This window comes from Streptomyces sp. NPDC001002 (assembly GCF_053599215.1).
The window spans coordinates 1-19,462 of sequence record NZ_JBSFLV010000162.1 but is presented as its reverse complement, the minus strand read 5'-3'; the positions used below and the strand labels follow the sequence as shown (position 1 = coordinate 19,462).

General features: G+C 71.8%; 21 protein-coding genes. 15 read left to right on the top strand and 6 right to left on the bottom strand.

From position 1 onward, the window contains the following. Positions 1 to 45 precede the first annotated feature (45 nt). Both ACWDR3_RS40810 and ACWDR3_RS40805 read right to left on the bottom strand, forming a co-directional pair. Positions 46 to 1,383 carry a PH domain-containing protein gene (locus tag ACWDR3_RS40810; protein WP_450357657.1) on the bottom strand — a complete coding sequence of 446 codons (1,338 nt, stop codon included), beginning with the start codon at positions 1,381 to 1,383 and terminating at the stop codon, positions 46 to 48. Beyond that, a complete protein-coding gene (locus ACWDR3_RS40805; protein ID WP_450357656.1) occupies positions 1,380 to 1,892 on the bottom strand; it encodes a PH domain-containing protein in 513 nt (170 codons plus the stop codon). The genes ACWDR3_RS40810 and ACWDR3_RS40805 overlap by 4 nt, the downstream gene beginning before the upstream one ends. 31 nt (positions 1,893 to 1,923) lie before the next feature. Between ACWDR3_RS40805 and ACWDR3_RS40800 the strand changes: the two genes are divergently transcribed. After that, positions 1,924 to 3,084, top strand: coding sequence for an NADH-quinone oxidoreductase subunit D (locus tag ACWDR3_RS40800; RefSeq protein WP_450357655.1), 1,161 nt, complete (start codon positions 1,924 to 1,926; stop codon positions 3,082 to 3,084). Between the two features lie 47 nt (positions 3,085 to 3,131). Here ACWDR3_RS40800 and ACWDR3_RS40795 read toward each other — a convergent pair whose 3' ends face one another. Next, a complete protein-coding gene (locus tag ACWDR3_RS40795; protein ID WP_450357654.1) occupies positions 3,132 to 4,184 on the bottom strand; it encodes an SAM-dependent methyltransferase in 1,053 nt (350 codons plus the stop codon). A 422-nt stretch (positions 4,185 to 4,606) separates the two neighbouring features. On the opposite strand from ACWDR3_RS40795, the gene ACWDR3_RS40790 reads away from it, so the two are divergent. Further along, a complete protein-coding gene (locus ACWDR3_RS40790) occupies positions 4,607 to 5,809 on the top strand; it encodes a sensor histidine kinase (RefSeq protein ID WP_450357653.1) in 1,203 nt (400 codons plus the stop codon). Positions 5,810 to 5,907: 98 nt separating this feature from the next. Beyond that, on the top strand, positions 5,908 to 6,579 hold the full coding sequence (locus tag ACWDR3_RS40785) for a response regulator (protein WP_401718674.1): 672 nt from the start codon (positions 5,908 to 5,910) through the stop codon (positions 6,577 to 6,579). Between the two features lie 67 nt (positions 6,580 to 6,646). Here the strand turns inward: ACWDR3_RS40785 and ACWDR3_RS40780 are convergent, their stop codons facing one another. Continuing rightward, positions 6,647 to 7,750 carry a DUF5937 family protein gene (locus ACWDR3_RS40780; RefSeq protein WP_450357652.1) on the bottom strand — a complete coding sequence of 368 codons (1,104 nt, stop codon included), beginning with the start codon at positions 7,748 to 7,750 and terminating at the stop codon, positions 6,647 to 6,649. Positions 7,751 to 7,942: 192 nt separating this feature from the next. Here ACWDR3_RS40780 and ACWDR3_RS40775 point away from each other — a divergent pair, with 192 nt between their 5' ends. Next, positions 7,943 to 8,176 (top strand): hypothetical protein, encoded by a 234-nt coding sequence (locus ACWDR3_RS40775; protein WP_450357651.1) that lies wholly within the window; start codon positions 7,943 to 7,945, stop codon positions 8,174 to 8,176. Positions 8,177 to 8,192: 16 nt separating this feature from the next. On the opposite strand, the gene ACWDR3_RS40770 is transcribed toward ACWDR3_RS40775, so the two are convergent. Further along, entirely contained in the window at positions 8,193 to 9,392 is a 1,200-nt protein-coding gene (locus ACWDR3_RS40770) for a threonine aldolase family protein (protein WP_450357650.1), read from the bottom strand. Between the two features lie 184 nt (positions 9,393 to 9,576). Between ACWDR3_RS40770 and ACWDR3_RS40765 the strand changes: the two genes are divergently transcribed. The 10 genes from ACWDR3_RS40765 (at position 9,577) to ACWDR3_RS40720 (ending at position 17,754) form a co-directional block, all read left to right on the top strand. Further along, positions 9,577 to 10,533, top strand: a complete 957-nt coding sequence (locus ACWDR3_RS40765; protein ID WP_450357649.1) for a Rossmann-like and DUF2520 domain-containing protein — start codon at positions 9,577 to 9,579, stop codon at positions 10,531 to 10,533. Beyond that, entirely contained in the window at positions 10,530 to 11,522 is a 993-nt protein-coding gene (gene panC, locus ACWDR3_RS40760; RefSeq protein WP_450357648.1) for a pantoate--beta-alanine ligase, read from the top strand. Before ACWDR3_RS40765 ends, panC begins: the two co-directional genes overlap by 4 nt. Then, positions 11,519 to 13,234, top strand: a complete 1,716-nt coding sequence (locus ACWDR3_RS40755; protein ID WP_450357647.1) for an L-aspartate oxidase — start codon at positions 11,519 to 11,521, stop codon at positions 13,232 to 13,234. Before panC ends, ACWDR3_RS40755 begins: the two co-directional genes overlap by 4 nt. A 5-nt stretch (positions 13,235 to 13,239) precedes the next feature. Next, positions 13,240 to 14,229, top strand: coding sequence for a carboxylating nicotinate-nucleotide diphosphorylase (gene nadC / locus ACWDR3_RS40750; protein WP_450357646.1), 990 nt, complete (start codon positions 13,240 to 13,242; stop codon positions 14,227 to 14,229). A gap of 9 nt (positions 14,230 to 14,238) precedes the next feature. Further along, complete coding sequence (locus ACWDR3_RS40745; RefSeq protein WP_450357645.1) at positions 14,239 to 15,036, top strand: type III pantothenate kinase; 798 nt, start codon at positions 14,239 to 14,241, stop codon at positions 15,034 to 15,036. 154 nt (positions 15,037 to 15,190) lie between these two features. Then, positions 15,191 to 15,817 carry a hypothetical protein gene (locus ACWDR3_RS40740; RefSeq protein ID WP_450357658.1) on the top strand — a complete coding sequence of 209 codons (627 nt, stop codon included), beginning with the start codon at positions 15,191 to 15,193 and terminating at the stop codon, positions 15,815 to 15,817. Positions 15,818 to 15,891: 74 nt separating this feature from the next. Next, positions 15,892 to 16,071 carry a hypothetical protein gene (locus ACWDR3_RS40735; RefSeq protein WP_402357783.1) on the top strand — a complete coding sequence of 60 codons (180 nt, stop codon included), beginning with the start codon at positions 15,892 to 15,894 and terminating at the stop codon, positions 16,069 to 16,071. A gap of 147 nt (positions 16,072 to 16,218) precedes the next feature. After that, entirely contained in the window at positions 16,219 to 16,626 is a 408-nt protein-coding gene (locus ACWDR3_RS40730; protein WP_401718653.1) for a BlaI/MecI/CopY family transcriptional regulator, read from the top strand. Between the two features lie 9 nt (positions 16,627 to 16,635). Continuing rightward, positions 16,636 to 17,178 carry an amino-acid N-acetyltransferase gene (locus tag ACWDR3_RS40725; RefSeq protein WP_450357644.1) on the top strand — a complete coding sequence of 181 codons (543 nt, stop codon included), beginning with the start codon at positions 16,636 to 16,638 and terminating at the stop codon, positions 17,176 to 17,178. Positions 17,179 to 17,418: 240 nt separating this feature from the next. Further along, positions 17,419 to 17,754 (top strand): histone-like nucleoid-structuring protein Lsr2, encoded by a 336-nt coding sequence (locus tag ACWDR3_RS40720; RefSeq protein ID WP_123998589.1) that lies wholly within the window; start codon positions 17,419 to 17,421, stop codon positions 17,752 to 17,754. 37 nt (positions 17,755 to 17,791) lie between these two features. Here the strand turns inward: ACWDR3_RS40720 and ACWDR3_RS40715 are convergent, their stop codons facing one another. Then, positions 17,792 to 18,439 (bottom strand): SCO3374 family protein, encoded by a 648-nt coding sequence (locus ACWDR3_RS40715; RefSeq protein WP_450357643.1) that lies wholly within the window; start codon positions 18,437 to 18,439, stop codon positions 17,792 to 17,794. A gap of 441 nt (positions 18,440 to 18,880) precedes the next feature. On the opposite strand from ACWDR3_RS40715, the gene ACWDR3_RS40710 reads away from it, so the two are divergent. Further along, on the top strand, positions 18,881 to 19,462 hold a 582-nt coding region (locus ACWDR3_RS40710), incomplete at its 3' end, for a Clp protease N-terminal domain-containing protein (RefSeq protein ID WP_450357642.1).

The following is a 19,462-nucleotide window of genomic DNA, read 5'->3' as shown; positions in this document are numbered from 1 at the left end:
CGGCACGGTCCTCGTCACGAGGGCGGTGCCGGGGGCCGGGCCGGTCTACGACGCCATCCAGCGGTCCGGCAGCGCGTCCCGGCGTCCCGTGCGTGACCTCTCCGCCTGCCCCCGCAGCAGCTCGGCGGCCTCCTCGGCGTCCCGCAGCCGGGCCGTGACGGTCTTGTTGGCTCCCGTGTCCACATGGACGTCGGCGAGGCCCCACAGCCGCTTCCAGGGCCCCTGAGCCAGCCGTACGCTCTGGACCTTGGCGTGCGGGACCAGCGCCAGGTTCCGGCTGAGCAGGCCGTGCCGGGTGGCGAACACGGTGTCGGTGACGGCGATCCTGTAGCCGCGCCACCACAGCGGCATGCAGCGCCCGGCCCGGCGTGGCGGGCGGGACAGCGACGCGGCTTCCGGCACGCGCACCCCGGGCAGTACGCGCGCGATGACCGACTCGGCGACCTCGCGCGGCGCCACCGGCACCAGCACGGAGTTGGACGAGCCGGCCACGTCCAGCTCCACCCGTACCCAGCCGCGCCGCCGCCACAGCAGCGGCTCCACGATCCGCACGGTCTGCACGCGCCCGGGCGGCACGGTCTCGTGCGTACGGTCAAGGAGGCCGTGGTCGATGCGCAGCCCGTCCGGGGACTCGCCGACCGTCCAGTCGTACTCGCCGACGAAGCGCCCCACGCTGCTCGCGCCCGCCGCGCCCAGCAGCGGCAGGCCGGTCGCGAGGACCGACCACACGCTGTGGGTGGCGAACCAGAGCAGGGGCGGTACGACGAGGGCGGCGGCCAGGGAGCCCCAGGTGGCGCCGGACAGCACCACGGAGATCGCGAGGTCGAGCGGGGGCGTGTGCATCAACTGGCGCGCCGGCGCCTCGCCGACCTCGTGCGCGGTCTCGGGGGCGAAACCGGCGGCGCGCGCCAGCAGTTCCGCGCGCAGCGCACGCGCCTCGTCCGCCCCGAGGAAGGCCAGCTCGTCCTTCTTGTCGGTGCCGATGACGTCGAGCTTCAGCTTGGCGACGCCCGCCACGCGCGCGAGGAGCGGCTGGGTGATGTCGACGGCCTGGATGCGTTCGAGGCGGATGTGCGCGGTGCGCCGGAACAACAGGCCGGTCCGTATGCGCAGTTCGGAGTCCGTCACCGCGAAGTGCGTGAACCACCAGGTGAGGAAGCCGTACAGGGCGGCGGCCGGGACGAGCACGGCGAGCGCGATCAGCAGCGTGGTGGACGTCAGCCTGGTCAACTGGCGCTGCGCCTGGTCCGGGTCGTGCACGGCCCACCCGATGAGCACGGCCACCGGCGCCCACGCGCGCCTGAGGGGCGTCACGGGGTGCAGCCGGTGCTCGATGAGCGGCGGCTTCTTCAGTACGGCGTCGTCGACGCCCGGTGTCGTCACAGCCCCGCCGATCGGGCCTCGCCGAGTTCGGTGAGCCGGTCGCGCAGCCGTTCCGCCTCGGCCGGGTCGAGCCCCGGGATGGTCGCGTCGGTCGCCGCGGCGGCCGTGTGCAGCTGCACGCTGGCCAGCCCGAAGTGCCGCTCCACGGGCCCGGAGGTCACCTCGACGAGCTGCATCCGCCCGTACGGCACGACCGTCTCCTCGCGCCACAGCACGCCCCGGCTGAGCAGCAGGTCGTCGGCGCGCTCGGCGTAGCGCCAGGAGCGCCAGTTGCGGCCCAGCAGCACCCAGCCCCAGGCCATGAGGGCCAGCGGCAGCAGCGCGAACGCGGCCCAGCCGGGCCCGGCGAGCAGACCGAGCAGCAGCCCGGTGGCCAGGGTGATCAGCCCCAGCCACACCACCAGCAACAGCCGTCGCATCCGCAGCAGTGCCCGCGGCAGTCCGCTCCACACGGGCTCCGCCGTGTCGTCCCCCGCCGTGCCCGCCTCGCGCGCGCTCCCCGTCTCCATACGGCCAGCGTACGTAGGACAGACTGTGTCCATGACTCCTACGACGGGGACGACGGAGACCACGGTCGGTGTCGGCGGTGCCGCCGAGAGCACGGACATGGTGCTCAACATCGGGCCGCAGCACCCGTCCACGCACGGTGTGCTCAGGCTGCGGCTCGTCCTCGACGGCGAGCGGATCACGCGCGCGGAGCCGGTGATCGGCTATATGCACCGGGGCGCGGAGAAGCTCTTCGAGGCGCGCGACTACCGGCAGATCATCATGCTCGCCAACCGGCACGACTGGCTGTCGGCCTTCTCGAACGAGCTCGGTGTGGTCCTCGCCGTGGAGCGCATGCTCGGCATGGAGGTCCCCCCGCGCGCGGTGTGGACACGCACGCTGCTGGCCGAGCTGAACCGGGTGCTCAACCACCTGATGTTCCTCGGCTCGTACCCGCTGGAACTGGGCGGGATCACGCCGGTGTTCTACGCGTTCCGGGAGCGCGAGGTGCTCCAGAACGTCATGGAGGAGATCTCCGGCGGACGTATGCACTACATGTTCAACCGGGTCGGCGGCCTCAAGGAGGACCTGCCGGCGGGCTGGGCGGCACGCGCGCGTGGAGCCGTCGCCGGCGTGCGCTCCCGGATGGACCGCTTCGACGACCTGGTGCTCGGCAACGAGATCTTCCGGGGGCGCACGCGGGACGTGGGGGTGCTCACGCCGGAGGCCGTGCACGCGTACGGCGTGAGCGGGCCCGTCGCGCGCGCCTCGGGTGTCGACTTCGACCTGCGCCGCGACGAGCCCTACCTCGCGTACGGCGAGCTGCAGGACACCCTGAAGGTCGTCACGCGTCAGGAGGGCGACTGCCTCGCCCGCTTCGAGGTGCTCCTGGAGCAGACCCACAACGCCCTCGACCTCGCCGACGCCTGCCTCGACCGGCTCGCCGGGCTGGAGCCCGGGCCGATCAACCAGCGGCTCCCGAAGGTCCTGAAGGCGCCCGAGGGGCACACGTACGCGTGGACCGAGAACCCGCTCGGCATCAACGGCTACTACCTCGTCAGCAAGGGCGAGAAGACCCCGTACCGGCTGAAGCTGCGCTCGGCGTCGTACAACAACATCCAGGCCCTCGCGGAGCTGCTGCCGGGGACGCTGGTCGCGGACATGGTGGCGATCCTGGGGTCGCTGTTCTTCGTGGTCGGGGACATCGACAAGTAGTCGAGGACTGATCCGGGGCGTCGAGGACGGGTTCGGGGTTTCGAACGTCAGTCGGAGCGGGCGTCCTCGAAAAGCGCGTTGTCGAGGAGCGCGTCCGGGAGGCCGACCGGTTGCAGCAGCCAGCCGAAGTCGCCGAGGCCGCCCGGTGCGGTGAGTTCGGCGGCCTCGCCGGCGCTCGCGAGGGCGCGTACGTAGGCCGCGGGGTGGGTGGACGCCATCGCGAGCGGGGGGCGTGCGCTGGCGATGCCGAGGGCGCGCAGGGCGGCGCGTTGCGAGAGGAGGCGGGCCGGGGGGAGTGCGCGCGCCGTCTCGTGCGCCGCGCAGGCGTCCAGAGCGACGTGCGCGGTGATGTCGCACGAACCGTCCGGCACGGGTGTCGTCGCGCGCCCCTCGCGGAAGCCGGTGAGCGTCCCGAACGGGGGGCGCGAGGCCGCGGTGTGCGCGTAGTCGACGGCGACCGCGAGCCCCCGGTCGAGCGCCGAGACCGCGCCGGCCCAGGCCTCGTCCCGGGGCAGGCCTATCTCGGCGCGCACGCCCTCCTCGGGCGGCAGCGGCCACCACCGCGAGAGCCAGCGCGCCTCCGCGCCCCACACCGGCTCCCCGAGGCGTTCGGCCCCGTCCCGTCGGACGAGCACCCGGCGGGCTGTGCCGGCGGCGTCCACCTCGGCGACCTCCGCCGGGACGTTGTCCAGCCACTCGTTGGCGAACAGCAGGCCGGTGATCCGGCGCGGCGGCTCGGGCAGCCACTCGATCCGGGTGCCGAGCCCCGCCGGGCGGTCGGCGAGCTCGACGGCGTAGACACGCGTGCGTGCGGCGACCTCGGCGGGCAGCGCGTTCAGGACGCCCACGGCCAACTCGCCGCGCCCCGCCGCCATGTCGACGAAGTCCAGCGGGTCGGGCCGCTCCAGCGCCCGGTCGACCCAGCACAGCAGCCGCGCCACCGCCTCCGCGTACAGCGGCGAGGCGTGCACCGACGTACGGAAGTGCCCTCCTGGCCCCTCGGGCCGCCGGTAGAAACCCCCCGGCCCGTAAAGGGCGTCTTGCGTCGCCGTACGCCAGCCGTGCCACTCGCCGGTCTCGCCCGCAATGTCTTCCGTCACCGGGTCAGGCTAGGGCCTGTCCGGCGGATCAGGTCGGCTATGAGGTTCAGCACCTCTTGGCCGAGCCGAGCGGGGTCTGGTGCGTGCAGCTGCAAGGCGGAGGAGGGAGTCGACGCGATGGGGGTCCCCCCGCGCGAGCGAAGCCGAGCGTGGGGGAGTCGGCGAGTGACGACAACGCCGCAGATGTGCGTGCCAGGGCCCGCGACGCCGGCATGATCCGCCGGGCAGGCCCTAGGGCCTGTCCTTGGGAACGGGTCGGCTATGCCCGAGTGCGCCACCTGGTGGACGGCGAGACCGTGCGAAACCCGGGGTCCTGCCCGAACGGAAGAGCGGAGCCTCCACCTTGCGGAGTATGCGCGGCGGATACGGATCGGTCCTCCGGTTGACCCCTGCACGCATCACGCTTCCCTACGCTGGGTTACGTGCAGCGCCTCTATGACTTCCTCCGCAGACACCCGACCGGGGTCGACACCTTCTGGGCCGTCATCCTGTTCGGGGTCTCCGTGGCGAGCGCCACGGCTCGTACGGAGGATTCGGGCACCGACGCGCAGGTGCTGATCGTGCCGATCGCGTTCCTGTTGTCCCTGGTGATCGCGCTGCGCCGGCGGATGCCGGAGAAGATGCTGCTGCTGACCCTGGTGGTGGGCGTCGTGCAGCTGGTGGTGGACGTCGCGGTGACACCGGCCGACTTCGCCATGCTGGTGATCGTCTACACGGTGGCTGCCACGGGTGCCAGATGGGCCTCCAGGCTGGCGCTGGTGGCCAGTCTGGGCGCGGCCACGGTGGCGCACCTGCGCTGGCCCAACCAGGACACGAGCGTCCTGAACAACGTGGGGGTCGTGGTCTTCCAGACGGTGCCGTTCGCGCTCGCCTGGGTGCTGGGCGATTCGATACGCACGCGGCGTGCGTACTTCGAGCAGTTGGAGGAGCGCAACGCCCGTCTGGAGAAGGAGCGCGAGGCGCAGGCGAAGGTCGCGGTGGCCGCCGAGCGCGCCCGGATCGCGCGCGAGCTGCACGACGTGGTCGCGCACAACGTGTCGGTGATGGTGGTGCAGGCCGACGGCGCCGCCTACGTCCTGGACTCCGCGCCCGACCAGGCCAAGAAGGCCCTGGAGACCATCTCCTCCACCGGCCGCCAGGCCCTCGCGGAGATGCGCCGCCTGCTGGGCGTCCTGCGCACCGGCGAGCACAAGGAGGCCGGCGAGTACGTCCCGCAGCCCGACGTCGAGCAGATCGACGACCTGATCGCGCAGTGCCGCACCTCCGGACTGCCCGTCGACTTCAAGGTCGAGGGCACCCCGCGCCCGCTGCCCAGCGGCGTCGAGCTGACCGCGTACCGCATCGTCCAGGAGGCGCTGACCAACACCCGCAAGCACGGCGGCCCCAACACGGGCGCCAGCGTGCGGCTGGTGTACTTCGACGACGGCCTGGGGCTGCTCGTCGAGGACGACGGCAAGGGCGCACCGCACGAGCTGTACGAGGAGGGCGGCATCGACGGACAGGGCCACGGCCTGATCGGGATGCGCGAGCGGGTCGGCATGGTGGGCGGCACCCTGGACGCGGGCCCGCGCCCGGGCGGCGGGTTCCGGATCAGTGCGCTGCTGCCGCTGAAACCCGCACACTGACGTGGACGCACGCCCCACGCTGACACCTGTAACGGCTCGCCGAAGCAATGACCGATGACCTTGTCGACCCGAACGTGAAGAGAACGGAAGAGGCCCCGATGACGATCCGCGTGATGCTCGTGGACGACCAGGTGCTGCTGCGCACCGGATTCCGGATGGTGCTCGCGGCACAGCCGGACATGGAGGTCGTCGCGGAGGCGGGGGACGGTGTCGAGGCCCTTGAGGTGCTGCGCGCGACGACCGTCGACGTGGTGCTGATGGACGTCCGGATGCCCAAGCTCGACGGGGTGGAGACGACCCGCCGCATCTGTCAGGACGACAACCCGCCCAAGGTGCTGATCCTGACCACCTTCGACCTCGACGAGTACGCCTTCTCCGGGCTCAAGGCCGGTGCCTCCGGCTTCATGCTCAAGGACGTGCCGCCGGGCGAGCTCCTCGCCGCGATCCGTGCCGTGCACAGCGGCGACGCGGTGGTGGCCCCCTCGACCACGCGCCGCCTCCTGGACCGGTTCGCGCCGATGCTGCCGAGCGCCGGGAAGCAGCCGCAGCACAAGGAACTGGAGCGCCTCACCGACCGCGAGCGCGAGGTCATGGTCCTGGTCGCGCAGGGCCTCTCGAACGGCGAGATCGCGGCCCGCCTGGTCCTGTCCGAGGCCACGGTCAAGACCCACGTGGGCCGCATACTGACCAAGCTGGGCCTCCGGGACCGCGTACAGGTCGTCGTCCTCGCGTACGAGACGGGGTTGGTACGGGCGGGCGGGCACGGCTGACGTCGTCCCTGCGGGGCGTTCGGCGCGGGGTGCCGGCCCTGCGCGGGGCGTTCAAGTGCCGGCCTGCTCAGCGCAGGACGCCCTCCAGGAAGTCGCTGCCCAGGCGGGCCACCACCGTGACGTCCAGTTGGTGGAGGACGTAGCGGCCGCGGCGGCGGGTGGTGATCAGGCCCGCCTTCTTCAGGACGCTGAGGTGGCGGGATATCTCGGGGGCGGTCATGCCGTGGACCTGGGCCAGTTCGCTCGTCGTGTAGGCGCTGCGGGCCAGATGCCGGCAGATGCGCATCCGGACGGGGTGGGACAGCGCGGTCATGCGCAGGGTCAGCTGCTCCACGGAGGCCGGTGAGGTCAGCTCGGGGGTGGCGACCGGGTAGTGCACGACCGGCTGCCAGTGCGGTCGGTACAGGACGGACAGGTGCGGCCAGCCCAGGCTCGTCGGTACGAGGAGGAGGCCGCCGTCCTCCGTGGCCGTGCGGCCGACGCTCAGTTTGTCGACCGTGATCTGGTCGGTGCCCTCGTCGAGCGTGACGACCGGGGAGACCGCGGTCAGCATCTCGGCCAGGCCCCGGTGGCGCAGCAGGTCCGTCTTGAGGCGGGCGTCGGCGGCGAGCTGGTGGCGCAGCCGGGACCAGGTGTCCGCGAAGAACGCCTCGTCGCAGTCGGCCAGGAACTGCCGCAGCCAGGCCCGGATCCGGGGCGGGTCGGACAGCAGCCGCTCACTGAAGCGCACCTGCTGCGGCCCGCGCGAGGCGGCCAGCTCCAGGGCCCGGCGACGCAGTCCGGCGTCGACGAGGGGGCTCGGGCCCGTGCCGTAGGGCATGGCGCAGGTGAACTCCAGGGCCGCGTCCACGAACTGCTCGTCGGTCAGCTTGTCGAGCTGGTCCAGCTCCTCGGCGAGCGTCGCCCCGGGCAGCGTGGTCCGGCCGGGGATGCCGGCGCAGGGCATGAAGAGGTCCGAGAACGTCGTCCGCCACAGGAAGTCGGCCTCGCACATCCGGTCGGCCAGCTGCGGGTCCATCCGGGCGGTCACGCCGGTCACCCAGCCCTGCAGACCGGGATGGTGCCCCGGCTCGGACAGCGCGTGCAGCGCCATGCCGAGCTCGGCCAGGGGCGAGGGGACGACGGCGACCCTCTCCGGCCGCAGCCCCGCGATGTCGATGCGCACGCTCATGACCTCATGGTGCACCCCGCCACTGACAACACCCCGCCCGATTGACGGCGGCCGTCAATCGGCGCGACGCGACCGACGTACCGGCGCAATCTGGAAACACCGGGGCAGCCGCGGAGCCCACGGATCTCTGACGTCAGGTTCTCCTGACGTCATGTCCTTCACCGTCTCCACGTCCCGAGAAGGCGATCCGCCATGAGCATCACGCAGCAGTACCTCCTCGACACCTACCGAGCCCGCAGGCTGGGTGAGCCGGCGCCGCCCGCGCCCGGCGCCGACGACTGGCAGGTCGTGCGGGAACTGCGCGACCAGTGGCAGCTCCGGGCCGCCGTCGCCGGCCGACCGGCCCACGGGCGGGTACGGCGGACGGGACGGGTACGGCGGTCCCTGGGCCGGTGGCTGGGTCGGCGCCCGCGTTCTATGTGCTGACGGGGCGGGGCGCGTTCTACGCGCCGACGGTGTCGGCTGCCCCCGTTCCGCCGGTCCCCTCGGTCAACCGGGACACGAACTCCGCGACCGCCGTCTTCACGTCCGCCGCCGTCCACTCCAGGGCGTCGGCGCGGACGTAGACCTCGGTCATCGCCAGGCCCGGGCCCCGCTCGTCCCAGGGGTTGCCGAACAGGGCGGTCCCGGTCTCCTCGGCCTGGCGGATCGCCGCCTCGGAGAGTTCGTCGACGCCGTACGGCAGCCAGACCTGGAAGTCGAAGGTGTGCGGGACTTCGGGATGGATCCGCGCCCAGGGGATCCCGGCCGCCGCGAAGCCCTCGCGCAGGGCGGCGGCCACCACGCGTGCGTGGGTGACGTACTCGGGCAGCCGGGGCAGGTCCCGCTCCAGCCCTGCGAGGGCCGACAGGACGGTCGGGAACTGCTGGAAGACCGCGCCCCCGTACCGGTGCCGCCAGGCCTTCGCCTCCTCGATCAGGGTCTTCGGGCCGGCCAGCGCGGCGCCGCCGAACGCGTCGAAGGACTTGTAGAACGACACGTAGACGCTGTCCGCGAGGTCCGCGATCTCGGCCAGGCGGCGGCCGAAGTGGACGGTGGTCTCCCACAGGCGCGCCCCGTCGAAGTGCACCACCGCGTCGCGCTCGTGCGCCGCGTCCACGACCGCGGTCAGCTCCTCCCAGGTGGGCAGCACGAAACCGGCCTCCCTGAGGGGCAGTTCGAGCATCAGGGCGCCGAAGGGCTCCTCGAAGTCGTGGACCTCGGCGGCGGTCGGCAATCGGGGCTCGCTCGTCACGCGGACCGGGCGCAAGCCGCTGACCTGGCTGAACGCATGCCGTTCGTGCATCTCGGGGTGGGCGAGGGCGTGCAGGGCGACCGTCGGGTTGCCGGTGCGGCCCGCCCAGCTGCGCAGCGCGACCTGCTGGGCCATCGTGCCCGTGGGGAAGAACGCGGCGGCCTCCTTGCCGAGCAGTGCCGCGACCTTCTCCTCCAGGGCCTCGACGATCCCGTTGCCGTAGAAGTCCGCCGTCTCGTCCAGGTCGTACACCTCGTGCGCGTCGGCCAGCAGCGCCAGGCGCTCGCGCAGCGGGTTCAGGAAACCCATGCGGGCCAGTGCGCGCTCCGCGCTCCGGTTCGCGCTGACGCGTCGCTCGCGCCGCCGCTTGATCTGTTCCGCCGTATCGCTCTGCGCCGTATCGCTCATGGCCCGGATCATGCCCAACGCCCTTGCGTACGGGCACCAGGTTTTCCACAGGCTTTCCGGATCGGGACGACGTGCCGTCGCCCACAGCCTGTGGACAACCGAACGCCCCTCGAACCAATCGCGTTAACATGACGAGAAATCGTCCGGTACCCAGAGCGGACTGGAACGGGAAGGCCTCGGTCGCGTGAGTACAGTCCAACAGCCAGACCCCAGGGACCGCCCCGCGCGGCTCACCGTCGGTGTCGTCGGAGCCGGCCGGGTGGGCCCCGCGCTGGCCGCGTCGCTCCAGCTCGCCGGGCACCGCCCGGTGGCCGTCTCGGGAGTCTCCGACGCCTCCAGGCGGCGCGCCGCGCTGCTGCTGCCGGACGTGCCCGTCGTGCCGCCCGCGGAGGTGCTGGCACGCGCCGAGCTGGTGCTGCTGACGGTCCCGGACGACACCCTGCCCGGGCTGGTCGAGGGCCTCGCCGAGACGGGGGCCGTGCGACCGGGACAGCTGCTCGTGCACACCTCCGGGCGGTACGGCTCCAAGGTCCTGGACCCGGCCCTGCGGGTGGGCGGACTGCCGTTGGCCCTGCACCCGGCGATGACCTTCACCGGCACGCCTGTGGACGTCCAGCGGCTGGCCGGCTGTTCGTTCGGCGTCACGGCCCCGCACGAGCTGCGGTTGGCCGCCGAGGCCCTGGTCATCGAGATGGGCGGCGAACCCGAGTGGATCGAGGAGGAGCGCCGCCCGCTCTACCACGCGGCGCTCGCGCTGGGCGCCAATCACCTGGTCACGCTGGTCGCCCAGTCCATGGAGCTGCTGCGCGAGGCCGGCGTCGACGCCCCCGACCGGATGCTCGGCCCGCTGCTGGGCGCCGCGCTCGACAACGCGCTGCGTTCCGGTGACGCGGCCCTGACCGGCCCGGTCGCGCGCGGAGACGCGGGCACCGTCGCCGCGCACGTGGCGGAGCTGCGCAAGCACGCCCCGCAGACCGTCGCCGGCTATCTGGCGATGGCCCGCGCGACCGCCGACCGCGCGCTCGCCCACGGCCTGCTCAAGCCCGAGTACGCCGAGGACCTGCTCGGAGTGCTCGCGAACGGCACGACCGGGCCGACGGGAACCACCGGGACCGACGGCGCCGAGGGAGACGGCCGATGACCACCACTCTGCTGCGCACCGCCGACGAACTGCACGCACGCACGCGTACCGGCCGCCGTGCCGTCGTGATGACCATGGGCGCCCTGCACGAGGGCCACGCCACCCTCATCCGCACCGCGCGCGAGATCGCCGGACCGGACGGCGAGGTCGTCGTCACCGTCTTCGTGAACCCCCTCCAGTTCGGCCAGGGCGAGGACCTCGACCGCTACCCGCGCACGCTGGACGCCGACCTCAAGCTCGCCGAACTGTCCGGCGCCGACGCCGTGTTCGCGCCCTCCGTGGACGAGGTCTACCCGGGCGGACAGCCCCAGGTCCGCATCACCGCGGGCCCCATGGGGGAGCGCCTGGAGGGCGCCTCGCGCCCCGGGCACTTCGACGGCGTGCTCACGGTCGTCGCCAAGCTGCTCCACCTCACGCGTCCCGACGTGGCCCTGTTCGGCCAGAAGGACGCCCAGCAGCTCGCCGTCATCCGCCGCATGGTGCGGGACCTGAACTTCGGCATCGAGATCGTCGGCGTACCCACCGTCCGCGAGGACGACGGGCTCGCCCTCTCCAGCCGCAACCGCTTCCTCTCGCCCGAGGAGCGGCGCACCGCCCTCGCGCTCTCCCGCGCGCTGTTCGCGGGCCGCGACCGGCACGCGGCGCAGGAGGCGCTGCGCGCACGGGCGCGTGAGGTGCCCGCCACGCACGCGCGTGCCGAGGCGCTCAGCGCCATCGGGGAGTCCCGCGCCGCCGCCGACACGCACGCCGTCGCCAAGGCGCTCCCGGGCGCCCCCTCCGCCGTCCGCGCGGCCGCCCGCCTGGCCCTCGACGAGGGCGCGCGGCTGTCGCCGCCGCTCGAACTGGACTACCTGGCCCTCGTCGACCCGTCCGACTTCACCGAGATCGAGGACGGATTCACCGGCGAGGCCGTCCTCGCCGTCGCCGCCCGGGTCGGCACGACCCGGCTGATCGACAACCTCCCCCTCACCTTCGGAGCCGCCTCGTGACCAGCACAGGCATACGACTGCACGCCCCCGCCCCGGGTTGGAGCATCGCCGCGGACGTGGTGGTCGTCGGTTCCGGAGTGGCCGGCCTGACCACCGCCCTGCGCTGCGAGGCCGCGGGCCTGCGCACGGTCGTCGTCACCAAGGCCCGCCTCGACGACGGCTCCACGCGCTGGGCGCAGGGCGGCATCGCCGCGGCCCTCGGCGAGGGCGACACCCCCGAACAGCACCTCGACGACACCCTCGTGGCGGGCGCGGGCCTGTGCGACGAGGAGGCCGTACGGATCCTGGTCACCGAAGGACCCGACGCCGTACGCCGGCTCATCGACACCGGCGCGCACTTCGACGAGTCCTCCGAGGGCCTGCTCGAACTCACCCGGGAGGGCGGCCACCACCGCCGCCGGATCGCGCACGCGGGCGGCGACGCCACCGGCGCGGAGATCTCCCGGGCGCTCGTCGAGGCGGTACGCGCGCGAGGGCTGCGCACGATCGAGAACGCGCTCGTGCTCGACCTGCTGACCGACGCCGACGGCCGCACCGCCGGTGTCTCCCTGCACGTCATGGGCGAGGGCCAGCACGACGGCGTGGGCGCCGTGCACGCGCCCGCGGTCGTCCTCGCGACCGGCGGCATGGGCCAGGTGTTCTCGGCGACCACCAACCCGTCGGTGTCGACCGGCGACGGCGTGGCGCTCGCGCTGCGCGCCGGGGCCGAGGTGAGCGACCTGGAGTTCGTGCAGTTCCACCCGACCGTGCTCTTCCTGGGCGCCGACGCGGAGGGCCAGCAGCCGTTGGTCTCCGAGGCGGTGCGCGGCGAGGGCGCCCACCTGGTCGACGCCGACGGCGTGCGCTTCATGGTGGGACAGCACGAACTGGCCGAACTCGCGCCCCGGGACATCGTCGCCAAGGGCATCATGCGGCGCATGCAGGAGCAGGACGCCGAGCACATGTTCCTGGACGCCCGGCACTTCGGCGCCGACATGTGGGAGCACCGTTTCCCGACGATCCTCGCCGCCTGCCGCGCGCACGGCATCGACCCGGTCACCGACCCGATCCCGATCGCACCGGCCGCGCACTACGCCTCCGGGGGCGTGCGCACCGACTCCCGGGGCCGCACGACCGTCCCGGGCCTGTACGCGTGCGGTGAGGTCGCCTGCACCGGCGTGCACGGCGCCAACCGGCTCGCCTCCAACTCCCTCCTGGAGGGCCTCGTCTACGCCGAGCGCATCGCCGCCGACATCGGGGAGAGCCGGGCGCGGGACGGCCTCCACGCGCGCGTGCCCGAACCCGTCGAGCACCCGAAGACGCCCGCGCACCCGCTGCTCGCCCCCGAGAACCGGTTCGCGATCCAGCGGATCATGACCGACGGCGCGGGCGTCCTGCGCTCCGCCGCGTCCCTCGCCCAGGCCGCGGAGCAGCTCCAGCGCCTGGACACCGAGGCGCGCGACGACCTCGCCGAGAACGGCAAGACGTCCGAGCCCGGCGTCGACACCTGGGAGGCCACCAACCTCCTGTACGTGGCCCGTGTCCTGGTCGCCGCCGCCCGTACGCGCGAGGAGACGCGGGGCTGCCACTGGCGCGAGGACCACGCCGAGCGCGACGACACGGCATGGCGGCGCCACATCGTCGTACGGCTGAATCCGGACCGCGCGCTCGCCCTGCACACCACCGATACCGCAGACTTCCCCCCGACCCGGCAGCCCCATCAGGAGCAGTGACAGACGTGAGCACCCCCGACCTCCCCCTCGCTTCGTCCGGAGGCTGCGGCGACGGCTGCGCCTGCGGTGCCGAGGGCGACGCCAATGACCTGGCCGAATACCTGGAGTGCGGGCTCGATCCCGCGCTCGCGCAGCTCCTGGCCGACGCCGGGCTCGACCCCCTGGAGGTCGAGGACATCGCCAATGTGGCCATCCAGGAGGACCTCGACCACGGCGTGGACGTGACCACGGTCGCCACCATCCCCGAGGACGCCGTCGCCACCGCCGACTTCACCGCGCGCGAGGACGGCGTCGTGGCGGGCCTGAGAGTTGCCGAGGCAGTGCTGTCCGTGGTGTGCACGGACGAGTTCGAGGTCGAGCGGCACGTCGAGGACGGCGACCGGGTGGGGGCGGGGCAGCGGCTGCTGTCGGTCACCACGCGCACGCGTGACCTGCTCACCGCCGAGCGCAGCGCGCTCAACCTGCTGTGCCGCATGTCGGGCGTCGCGACCCACACGCGCGCGTGGGCGGACGCGCTGGACGGCACCAAGGCGCGGGTGCGCGACACCCGCAAGACGACGCCGGGACTGCGGGCCCTGGAGAAGTACGCGGTCCGCTGCGGCGGAGGCGTCAACCACCGGATGTCGCTGTCCGACGCGGCGCTCGTCAAGGACAACCACGTGGTCGCCGCGGGCGGGGTCGCGCAGGCCTTCGAGGCGGTGCGGGAGGCGTTCCCCGAGGTGCCGATCGAGGTCGAGGTCGACACGCTGCACCAGCTGCGTGAGGTCGTCGACGCGGGCGCGGACCTGATCCTGCTGGACAACTTCACGCCCGGCGAGTGCGAGGAGGCGGTGGGCATCGTGGACGGCCGCGCCGTCCTGGAGGCGTCGGGCCGGCTCACCCTGGAGAACGCGAAGGCGTACGCGGACACCGGCGTGGACTACCTGGCCGTGGGGGCCCTGACCCACTCCTCGCCGATCCTGGACATCGGCCTGGACCTGCGAGCGGCGGAGTAGGAACCGGCCATGCTGCTGACCATCGACGTAGGGAACACGCACACGGTCCTCGGCCTGTTCGACGGTGAGGACATCGTCGAGCACTGGCGGATCTCCACGGACGCGCGCCGCACGGCCGACGAGCTGGCGGTCCTGCTGCAGGGCCTGATGGGCATGCACCCGCTGCTCGGGGACGAGCTCGGCGACGGCATCGACGGCATCGCCATCTGCGCGACCGTCCCCTCCGTCCTGCACGAGCTGCGCGAGGTGACACGGCGCTACTACGGCGACGTGCCCGCGGTCCTCGTCGAGCCGGGCGTGAAGACGGGCGTCCCGATCCTCACCGACAACCCCAAGGAGGTCGGCGCGGACCGGATCATCAACTCCGTCGCGGCCGTCGAGCTCTACGGCGGTCCCGCGATCGTCGTCGACTTCGGCACGGCGACGACGTTCGACGCGGTCAGCGCGCGCGGGGAGTACGTCGGCGGCGTCATCGCCCCCGGCATCGAGATCTCCGTCGAGGCACTCGGCGTCCGCGGCGCCCAGCTCCGCAAGATCGAGGTCGCCCGGCCGCGCGCCGTGATCGGCAAGAACACCGTCGAGGCGATGCAGTCCGGCATCATCTACGGCTTCGCCGGCCAGGTCGACGGCGTCGTCACACGCATGGCCCGCGAACTCGCCGAGGACCCCGACGACGTCACGGTGATCGCCACGGGCGGCCTTGCCCCGATGGTCCTGGGCGAGGCCTCGGTGATCGACGAACACGAACCCTGGCTGACGCTGGTGGGCCTGCGGTTGGTGTACGAACGAAACGTGTCCCGCATGTGACGCCGCCGCCGGTCCACGGGGGCATGCCAGGTGCCCTGTGTTCCGGCTGATCAACCGGGTGGCTTGGTCGCGCCACACCGTTCCCCTATGTCGAGTTTGTCTGATTAGCGCGTACCGTCGGCGTATGCCCACGCCATACGGATCCCGCGGCGGCATGGCGTTCGGTGTGGAGGAGCTGCGTGTGCTCCGCCGCGCTCTCGCCCTCGCCCTTCGCCCCAGCCCCGCCTCGGCCGAGGACGTCCAAGACTGCCTCCGCCTGGCCGAGTCCCTCGACGAGGCATTGCGCGAGGGGGCCCGGCTGCGCGCCTTCCTGGTGGCGGACCTGGGCCGCTACCGTGCCGCGCTGCCCGGCACCGTCGCCGGATATCTCGCGCTCCTGGAGGAGGCGCTGGGGTCCGGGTACCGCCCGGAACCCGACGACCTCGCGGCCCTGCGCGCCCTGCGGGGCAATCCGGTCGCCGCCGCGCTCCTGGACCGCTGCCAGACGCTCGCGGAGCAGGACGTACGCGCCCGCCTCGCGCGTCGGGCGATCCGTCCGGTCGCTGCGGTCGTCCCCGTCTCCCGTACGCGCCTCACGGCCCTGCCCGGCGGTCTCTCGGACGCGGTGGGCGCCGATCCGCAGAAGCGGCCCGCGGAGAAGCCCGCCGCTCCCAAGCCGGCGCCCGCTCCGGCCGCCCCGAAGCCGAACCGGCCCATCCCCACGCCTGGCGAGGTCTTCCCGCGCCGCAAACCGACCCCGCCGAGCACGGCGACCCCGCCCAGGGAACTCGCCGCGGGCTGAGCGCACTCCCCACTCGCACTCTCCACTCGCACCCCCCGCCCGGCCGCCGCACGCCGCGTGGCTACTCTGGAGCCATGGACTACGTCTCCGCGCTCGTGCCGCCGATCGTCATGGCCGTGTTCTTCATCGGCGTGATCAGGGTGATCGTGAAGACCCAGGGCGGGGCCAACAAGGCCAAGGAGGACGCCGCCGTGGACGCCGTCCTCGCGCGCGCGGAGGGTGCCCAGCAGGCCTCCGCGAAGGGCGACGGCTGAGCCGTTCCGCCTAGGGCGCCCTCATCGGCGTACGACTCGCTTGTTTTTCGAGTCGTACGCCCTTTTTGTTGCCGTTTGCCGGTGAAGCGCACGTCCGGCACGCCAATGCGGTGATCTCCCACTATTGTGCGAGCTGTGCCTCGCCCATTGGGAGAACTCGAAGACTCGGTCATGACGCGGGTGTGGAAGTGGAACCGCCCGGTGACCGTTCGAGAAGTCCTGGAAGACCTTCAGCAGGAACGGTCCATCGCGTACACCACGGTGATGACCGTTTTGGACAATCTCCATCAGAAGGGTTGGGTACGCCGTGAGGCCGAAGGCCGGGCCTATCGATATGAGGCGGTCTCCACGCGGGCCGCGTACGCCGCTGCCCTGATGAACGACGCGTGGGCGCAGAGTGACAACCCGGCCGCCGCTCTCGTCGCGTTCTTCGGCATGATGAGCGACGAACAGCGACATGCTCTGCGGGACGCCGTACGCATGGTCCAGGGACCGGAAACCCGGGAACAGGAAGAGGCGAACCCCGGCGCGGCGCCGGGTGACGGCGGGCGATAGCGTCCGCTCATGTCAGCAGTGAGCCCCGAAGGTCCCGAAGTCAGCGCTAAAGCCATCACCGTCCGGCGGGCCCGTACCAGCGATGTCCCGGCCGTGCGCCGTCTCCTTGACGCGTACGTCCGTGACCGCATCCTGCTCGACAAAGCGACGGTGACGCTTTACGAGGACATCCAGGAGTTCTGGGTCGCCGAACGGGACGACAACGCAGAGGTGGTCGGCTGCGGCGCACTGCATGTGATGTGGGAAGACCTCGCGGAAGTCCGCACTCTCGCGGTGAAGGGCGGCCTGAAGGGTGCCGGTGTCGGGCATCAGTTGCTGGAGAAGTTGCTGCAGACCGCGCGCTGGCTCGGTGTTCGTCGCGTTTTCTGCCTGACCTTCGAAGTGGACTTCTTCGGCAAGCACGGCTTCGTCGAGATCGGTGAGACGCCTGTCGATGCCGATGTCTACGCGGAGCTGATGCGTTCCTATGACGAGGGCGTCGCCGAGTTCCTCGGACTCGAACGAGTGAAACCGAACACCTTGGGCAACAGCCGGATGCTTCTGCATCTGTGAGGATCTGTGATCGCCGATCACCAGGCTGTATTCCGCGCGACCCCTGCCCAGGTTCCCTATGTCCGAAACGCGCATGTTTCCGGACCGGACCGGGTCGGCCGGTCTCTCCCGGGGGTTTGTGTTTTTCCAGCAAAAGCGGTTTGCTTTCCGACGTACTGCAGTACTGCATATAACAAGGGACGGCGAAACGGCGGACGCCGCAGACCTCCGGCCCTCAAGTTATGGATGAAAGGAAATCCGGTGGCACAGAAGGTTCAGGTCCTTCTTGTCGACGACCTCGACGGTGGCGAGGCGGACGAGACCGTCACGTTCGCGTTGGACGGCAAGACGTACGAGATCGATCTCACGACTGCCAATGCGGACAAGCTTCGCGGCCTTCTCGACCCTTACGTGAAGGGTGGTCGGCGTACCGGGGGCCGCGCTTCGGGCGGGCGTGGAAAGGCGCGTGCCGCGACGGGCGGCAGCCAGGACACCGCACAGATCCGCGCGTGGGCGAAGGAGAACGGCTTCGAGGTCAACGACCGTGGCCGCGTCCCCGCGTCCATCCGTGAGGCCTACGAGAAGGCCAACGCCTGATCACAGGCATTACCGTCCCGAAAGCCCGCTCGCGGGCCTAGGGAAAGGACGGCGGCCCGGCGCAGGCGCGCCGCAGCCGCAGACGGTGACACTGCGTCGCCACCGTGTCCACCAGTCGTACGAGATCGGGGGCGCCCCCAAGGCCCCCCACGGCCGACAGCGTCGGCAGCGAGGCCTCGACCTCGCACCCCGGCTCGGGGGGCCGCAACCATACGGCGGCCCCCTGCAGGGTGTCCGCGCGGACCGGAACCCGCGTGGGGAGCAGCGGCGCGTCCAGCAGGCCGCCCTCGCCGATCGCGGTCAGATCCAGCGCCAGCGCGCGCCACTCCAGCCAGTCCAGCAGCCCCGGCAGCTCCTCCGCGCCGCCCGCGGCCACCAGCAGCCGCATCCGGTCGCCCTGGAGGGCCACCGGAGAGCCCGGCGCGAGATGCCGCAGCGCCGCCCGGCCCGCCTCGGCCGGCACGTCCAGGACGTCGAAACGCACGCCCGCGCGCAGTCGTAGCGGGGAGTCGGGGTAGGCGGTCTCCGTCGGCCAGCCCAGCTCGTCCTCGTACCACCGGTGGAGCCGGTCGACCGGATTGCGCGGTTCGTCGGGATTGCTCTGATCCGATGGGCGGCGTGGGGGCGGGACCGTCGTGCGGACCGCGGTGGGCGGACGGGTGAGCGAGGGGTCGCTGCCAACCATGACAAGCGCAACCGCCGGAAGAGGCCGCGAGTTACGCTGGGTGTTCCGGTAATTGCGCAGCGTGTCGGAAAAGGGGGCGTGCGGGGGTGCGGCGAGGTGCAAGGGTGTTCGCCCATAGCGGAGGGAACCGGTGCGCGCGGCATGGAGTGTCCGTTCGCACGGGTAAGACATCCCTAGTGAGAGGGGGCGACACGCAGGACGGGGCGTCTCACGTTCGCCATCGGCGTACTGATGGTGGGGGTAACTGTCTGGCCTGCGGGAACATCGTCTCGCACCATCGAGTTGGAGCAGATGTCGGCGTTCGGGGTCAGGAGGCAGTGCTGGTTCTCGGTCCGGTGTCGGCAGTTGGAATGAGCGGTCCCCGCTTGCGGGACTAAGCTGCGGAAGGACAGGGAGGGGAAGTTCCCCCCACTGCCTGACCGCTCTGAGGAGCGATTAACGATGTTCGAGAGGTTCACCGACCGCGCGCGGCGGGTTGTCGTCCTGGCTCAGGAAGAAGCCCGGATGCTCAACCACAACTACATCGGCACCGAGCACATCCTCCTGGGTCTGATCCACGAGGGTGAGGGTGTCGCCGCCAAGGCCCTTGAGAGCCTCGGGATTTCGCTCGAGGCGGTCCGCCAGCAGGTGGAGGAGATCATCGGTCAGGGCCAGCAGGCCCCGTCCGGGCACATCCCCTTCACCCCCCGTGCCAAGAAGGTCCTGGAGCTGTCGCTCCGCGAGGCCCTTCAGCTGGGCCACAACTACATCGGCACGGAGCACATCCTGCTCGGCCTGATCCGTGAGGGCGAGGGCGTCGCCGCCCAGGTCCTGGTCAAGCTGGGCGCCGACCTCAACCGGGTGCGGCAGCAGGTCATCCAGCTGCTCTCCGGCTACCAGGGCAAGGAGACCGCCACCGCAGGCGGGCCTGCCGAGGGCACGCCCTCGACTGTGTTGCGCGTAGCGCGACTACGATGGCAAATCATTGAGTCTATTTCGGAATCAAAGAATTCCAGTGGTGACCATAGGGAAGTCGGACTCTCC

Coding starts and splice junctions, on each gene's coding strand:
- ACWDR3_RS40715 (WP_450357643.1), bottom strand. CDS start 18,439: ATGGTTGGCAGCGACCCCTCGCTCACCCGTCCGCCCACCGCGGTCCGC.
- ACWDR3_RS40740 (WP_450357658.1), top strand. CDS start 15,191: ATGGCGTTCGGTGTGGAGGAGCTGCGTGTGCTCCGCCGCGCTCTCGCC.
- ACWDR3_RS40725 (WP_450357644.1), top strand. CDS start 16,636: ATGTCAGCAGTGAGCCCCGAAGGTCCCGAAGTCAGCGCTAAAGCCATC.
- ACWDR3_RS40780 (WP_450357652.1), bottom strand. CDS start 7,750: ATGAGCGTGCGCATCGACATCGCGGGGCTGCGGCCGGAGAGGGTCGCC.
- ACWDR3_RS40745 (WP_450357645.1), top strand. CDS start 14,239: ATGCTGCTGACCATCGACGTAGGGAACACGCACACGGTCCTCGGCCTG.
- ACWDR3_RS40800 (WP_450357655.1), top strand. CDS start 1,924: ATGACTCCTACGACGGGGACGACGGAGACCACGGTCGGTGTCGGCGGT.
- panC (WP_450357648.1), top strand. CDS start 10,530: ATGACCACCACTCTGCTGCGCACCGCCGACGAACTGCACGCACGCACG.
- ACWDR3_RS40735 (WP_402357783.1), top strand. CDS start 15,892: ATGGACTACGTCTCCGCGCTCGTGCCGCCGATCGTCATGGCCGTGTTC.
- ACWDR3_RS40805 (WP_450357656.1), bottom strand. CDS start 1,892: ATGGAGACGGGGAGCGCGCGCGAGGCGGGCACGGCGGGGGACGACACG.
- ACWDR3_RS40770 (WP_450357650.1), bottom strand. CDS start 9,392: ATGAGCGATACGGCGCAGAGCGATACGGCGGAACAGATCAAGCGGCGG.
- ACWDR3_RS40785 (WP_401718674.1), top strand. CDS start 5,908: ATGACGATCCGCGTGATGCTCGTGGACGACCAGGTGCTGCTGCGCACC.
- ACWDR3_RS40775 (WP_450357651.1), top strand. CDS start 7,943: ATGAGCATCACGCAGCAGTACCTCCTCGACACCTACCGAGCCCGCAGG.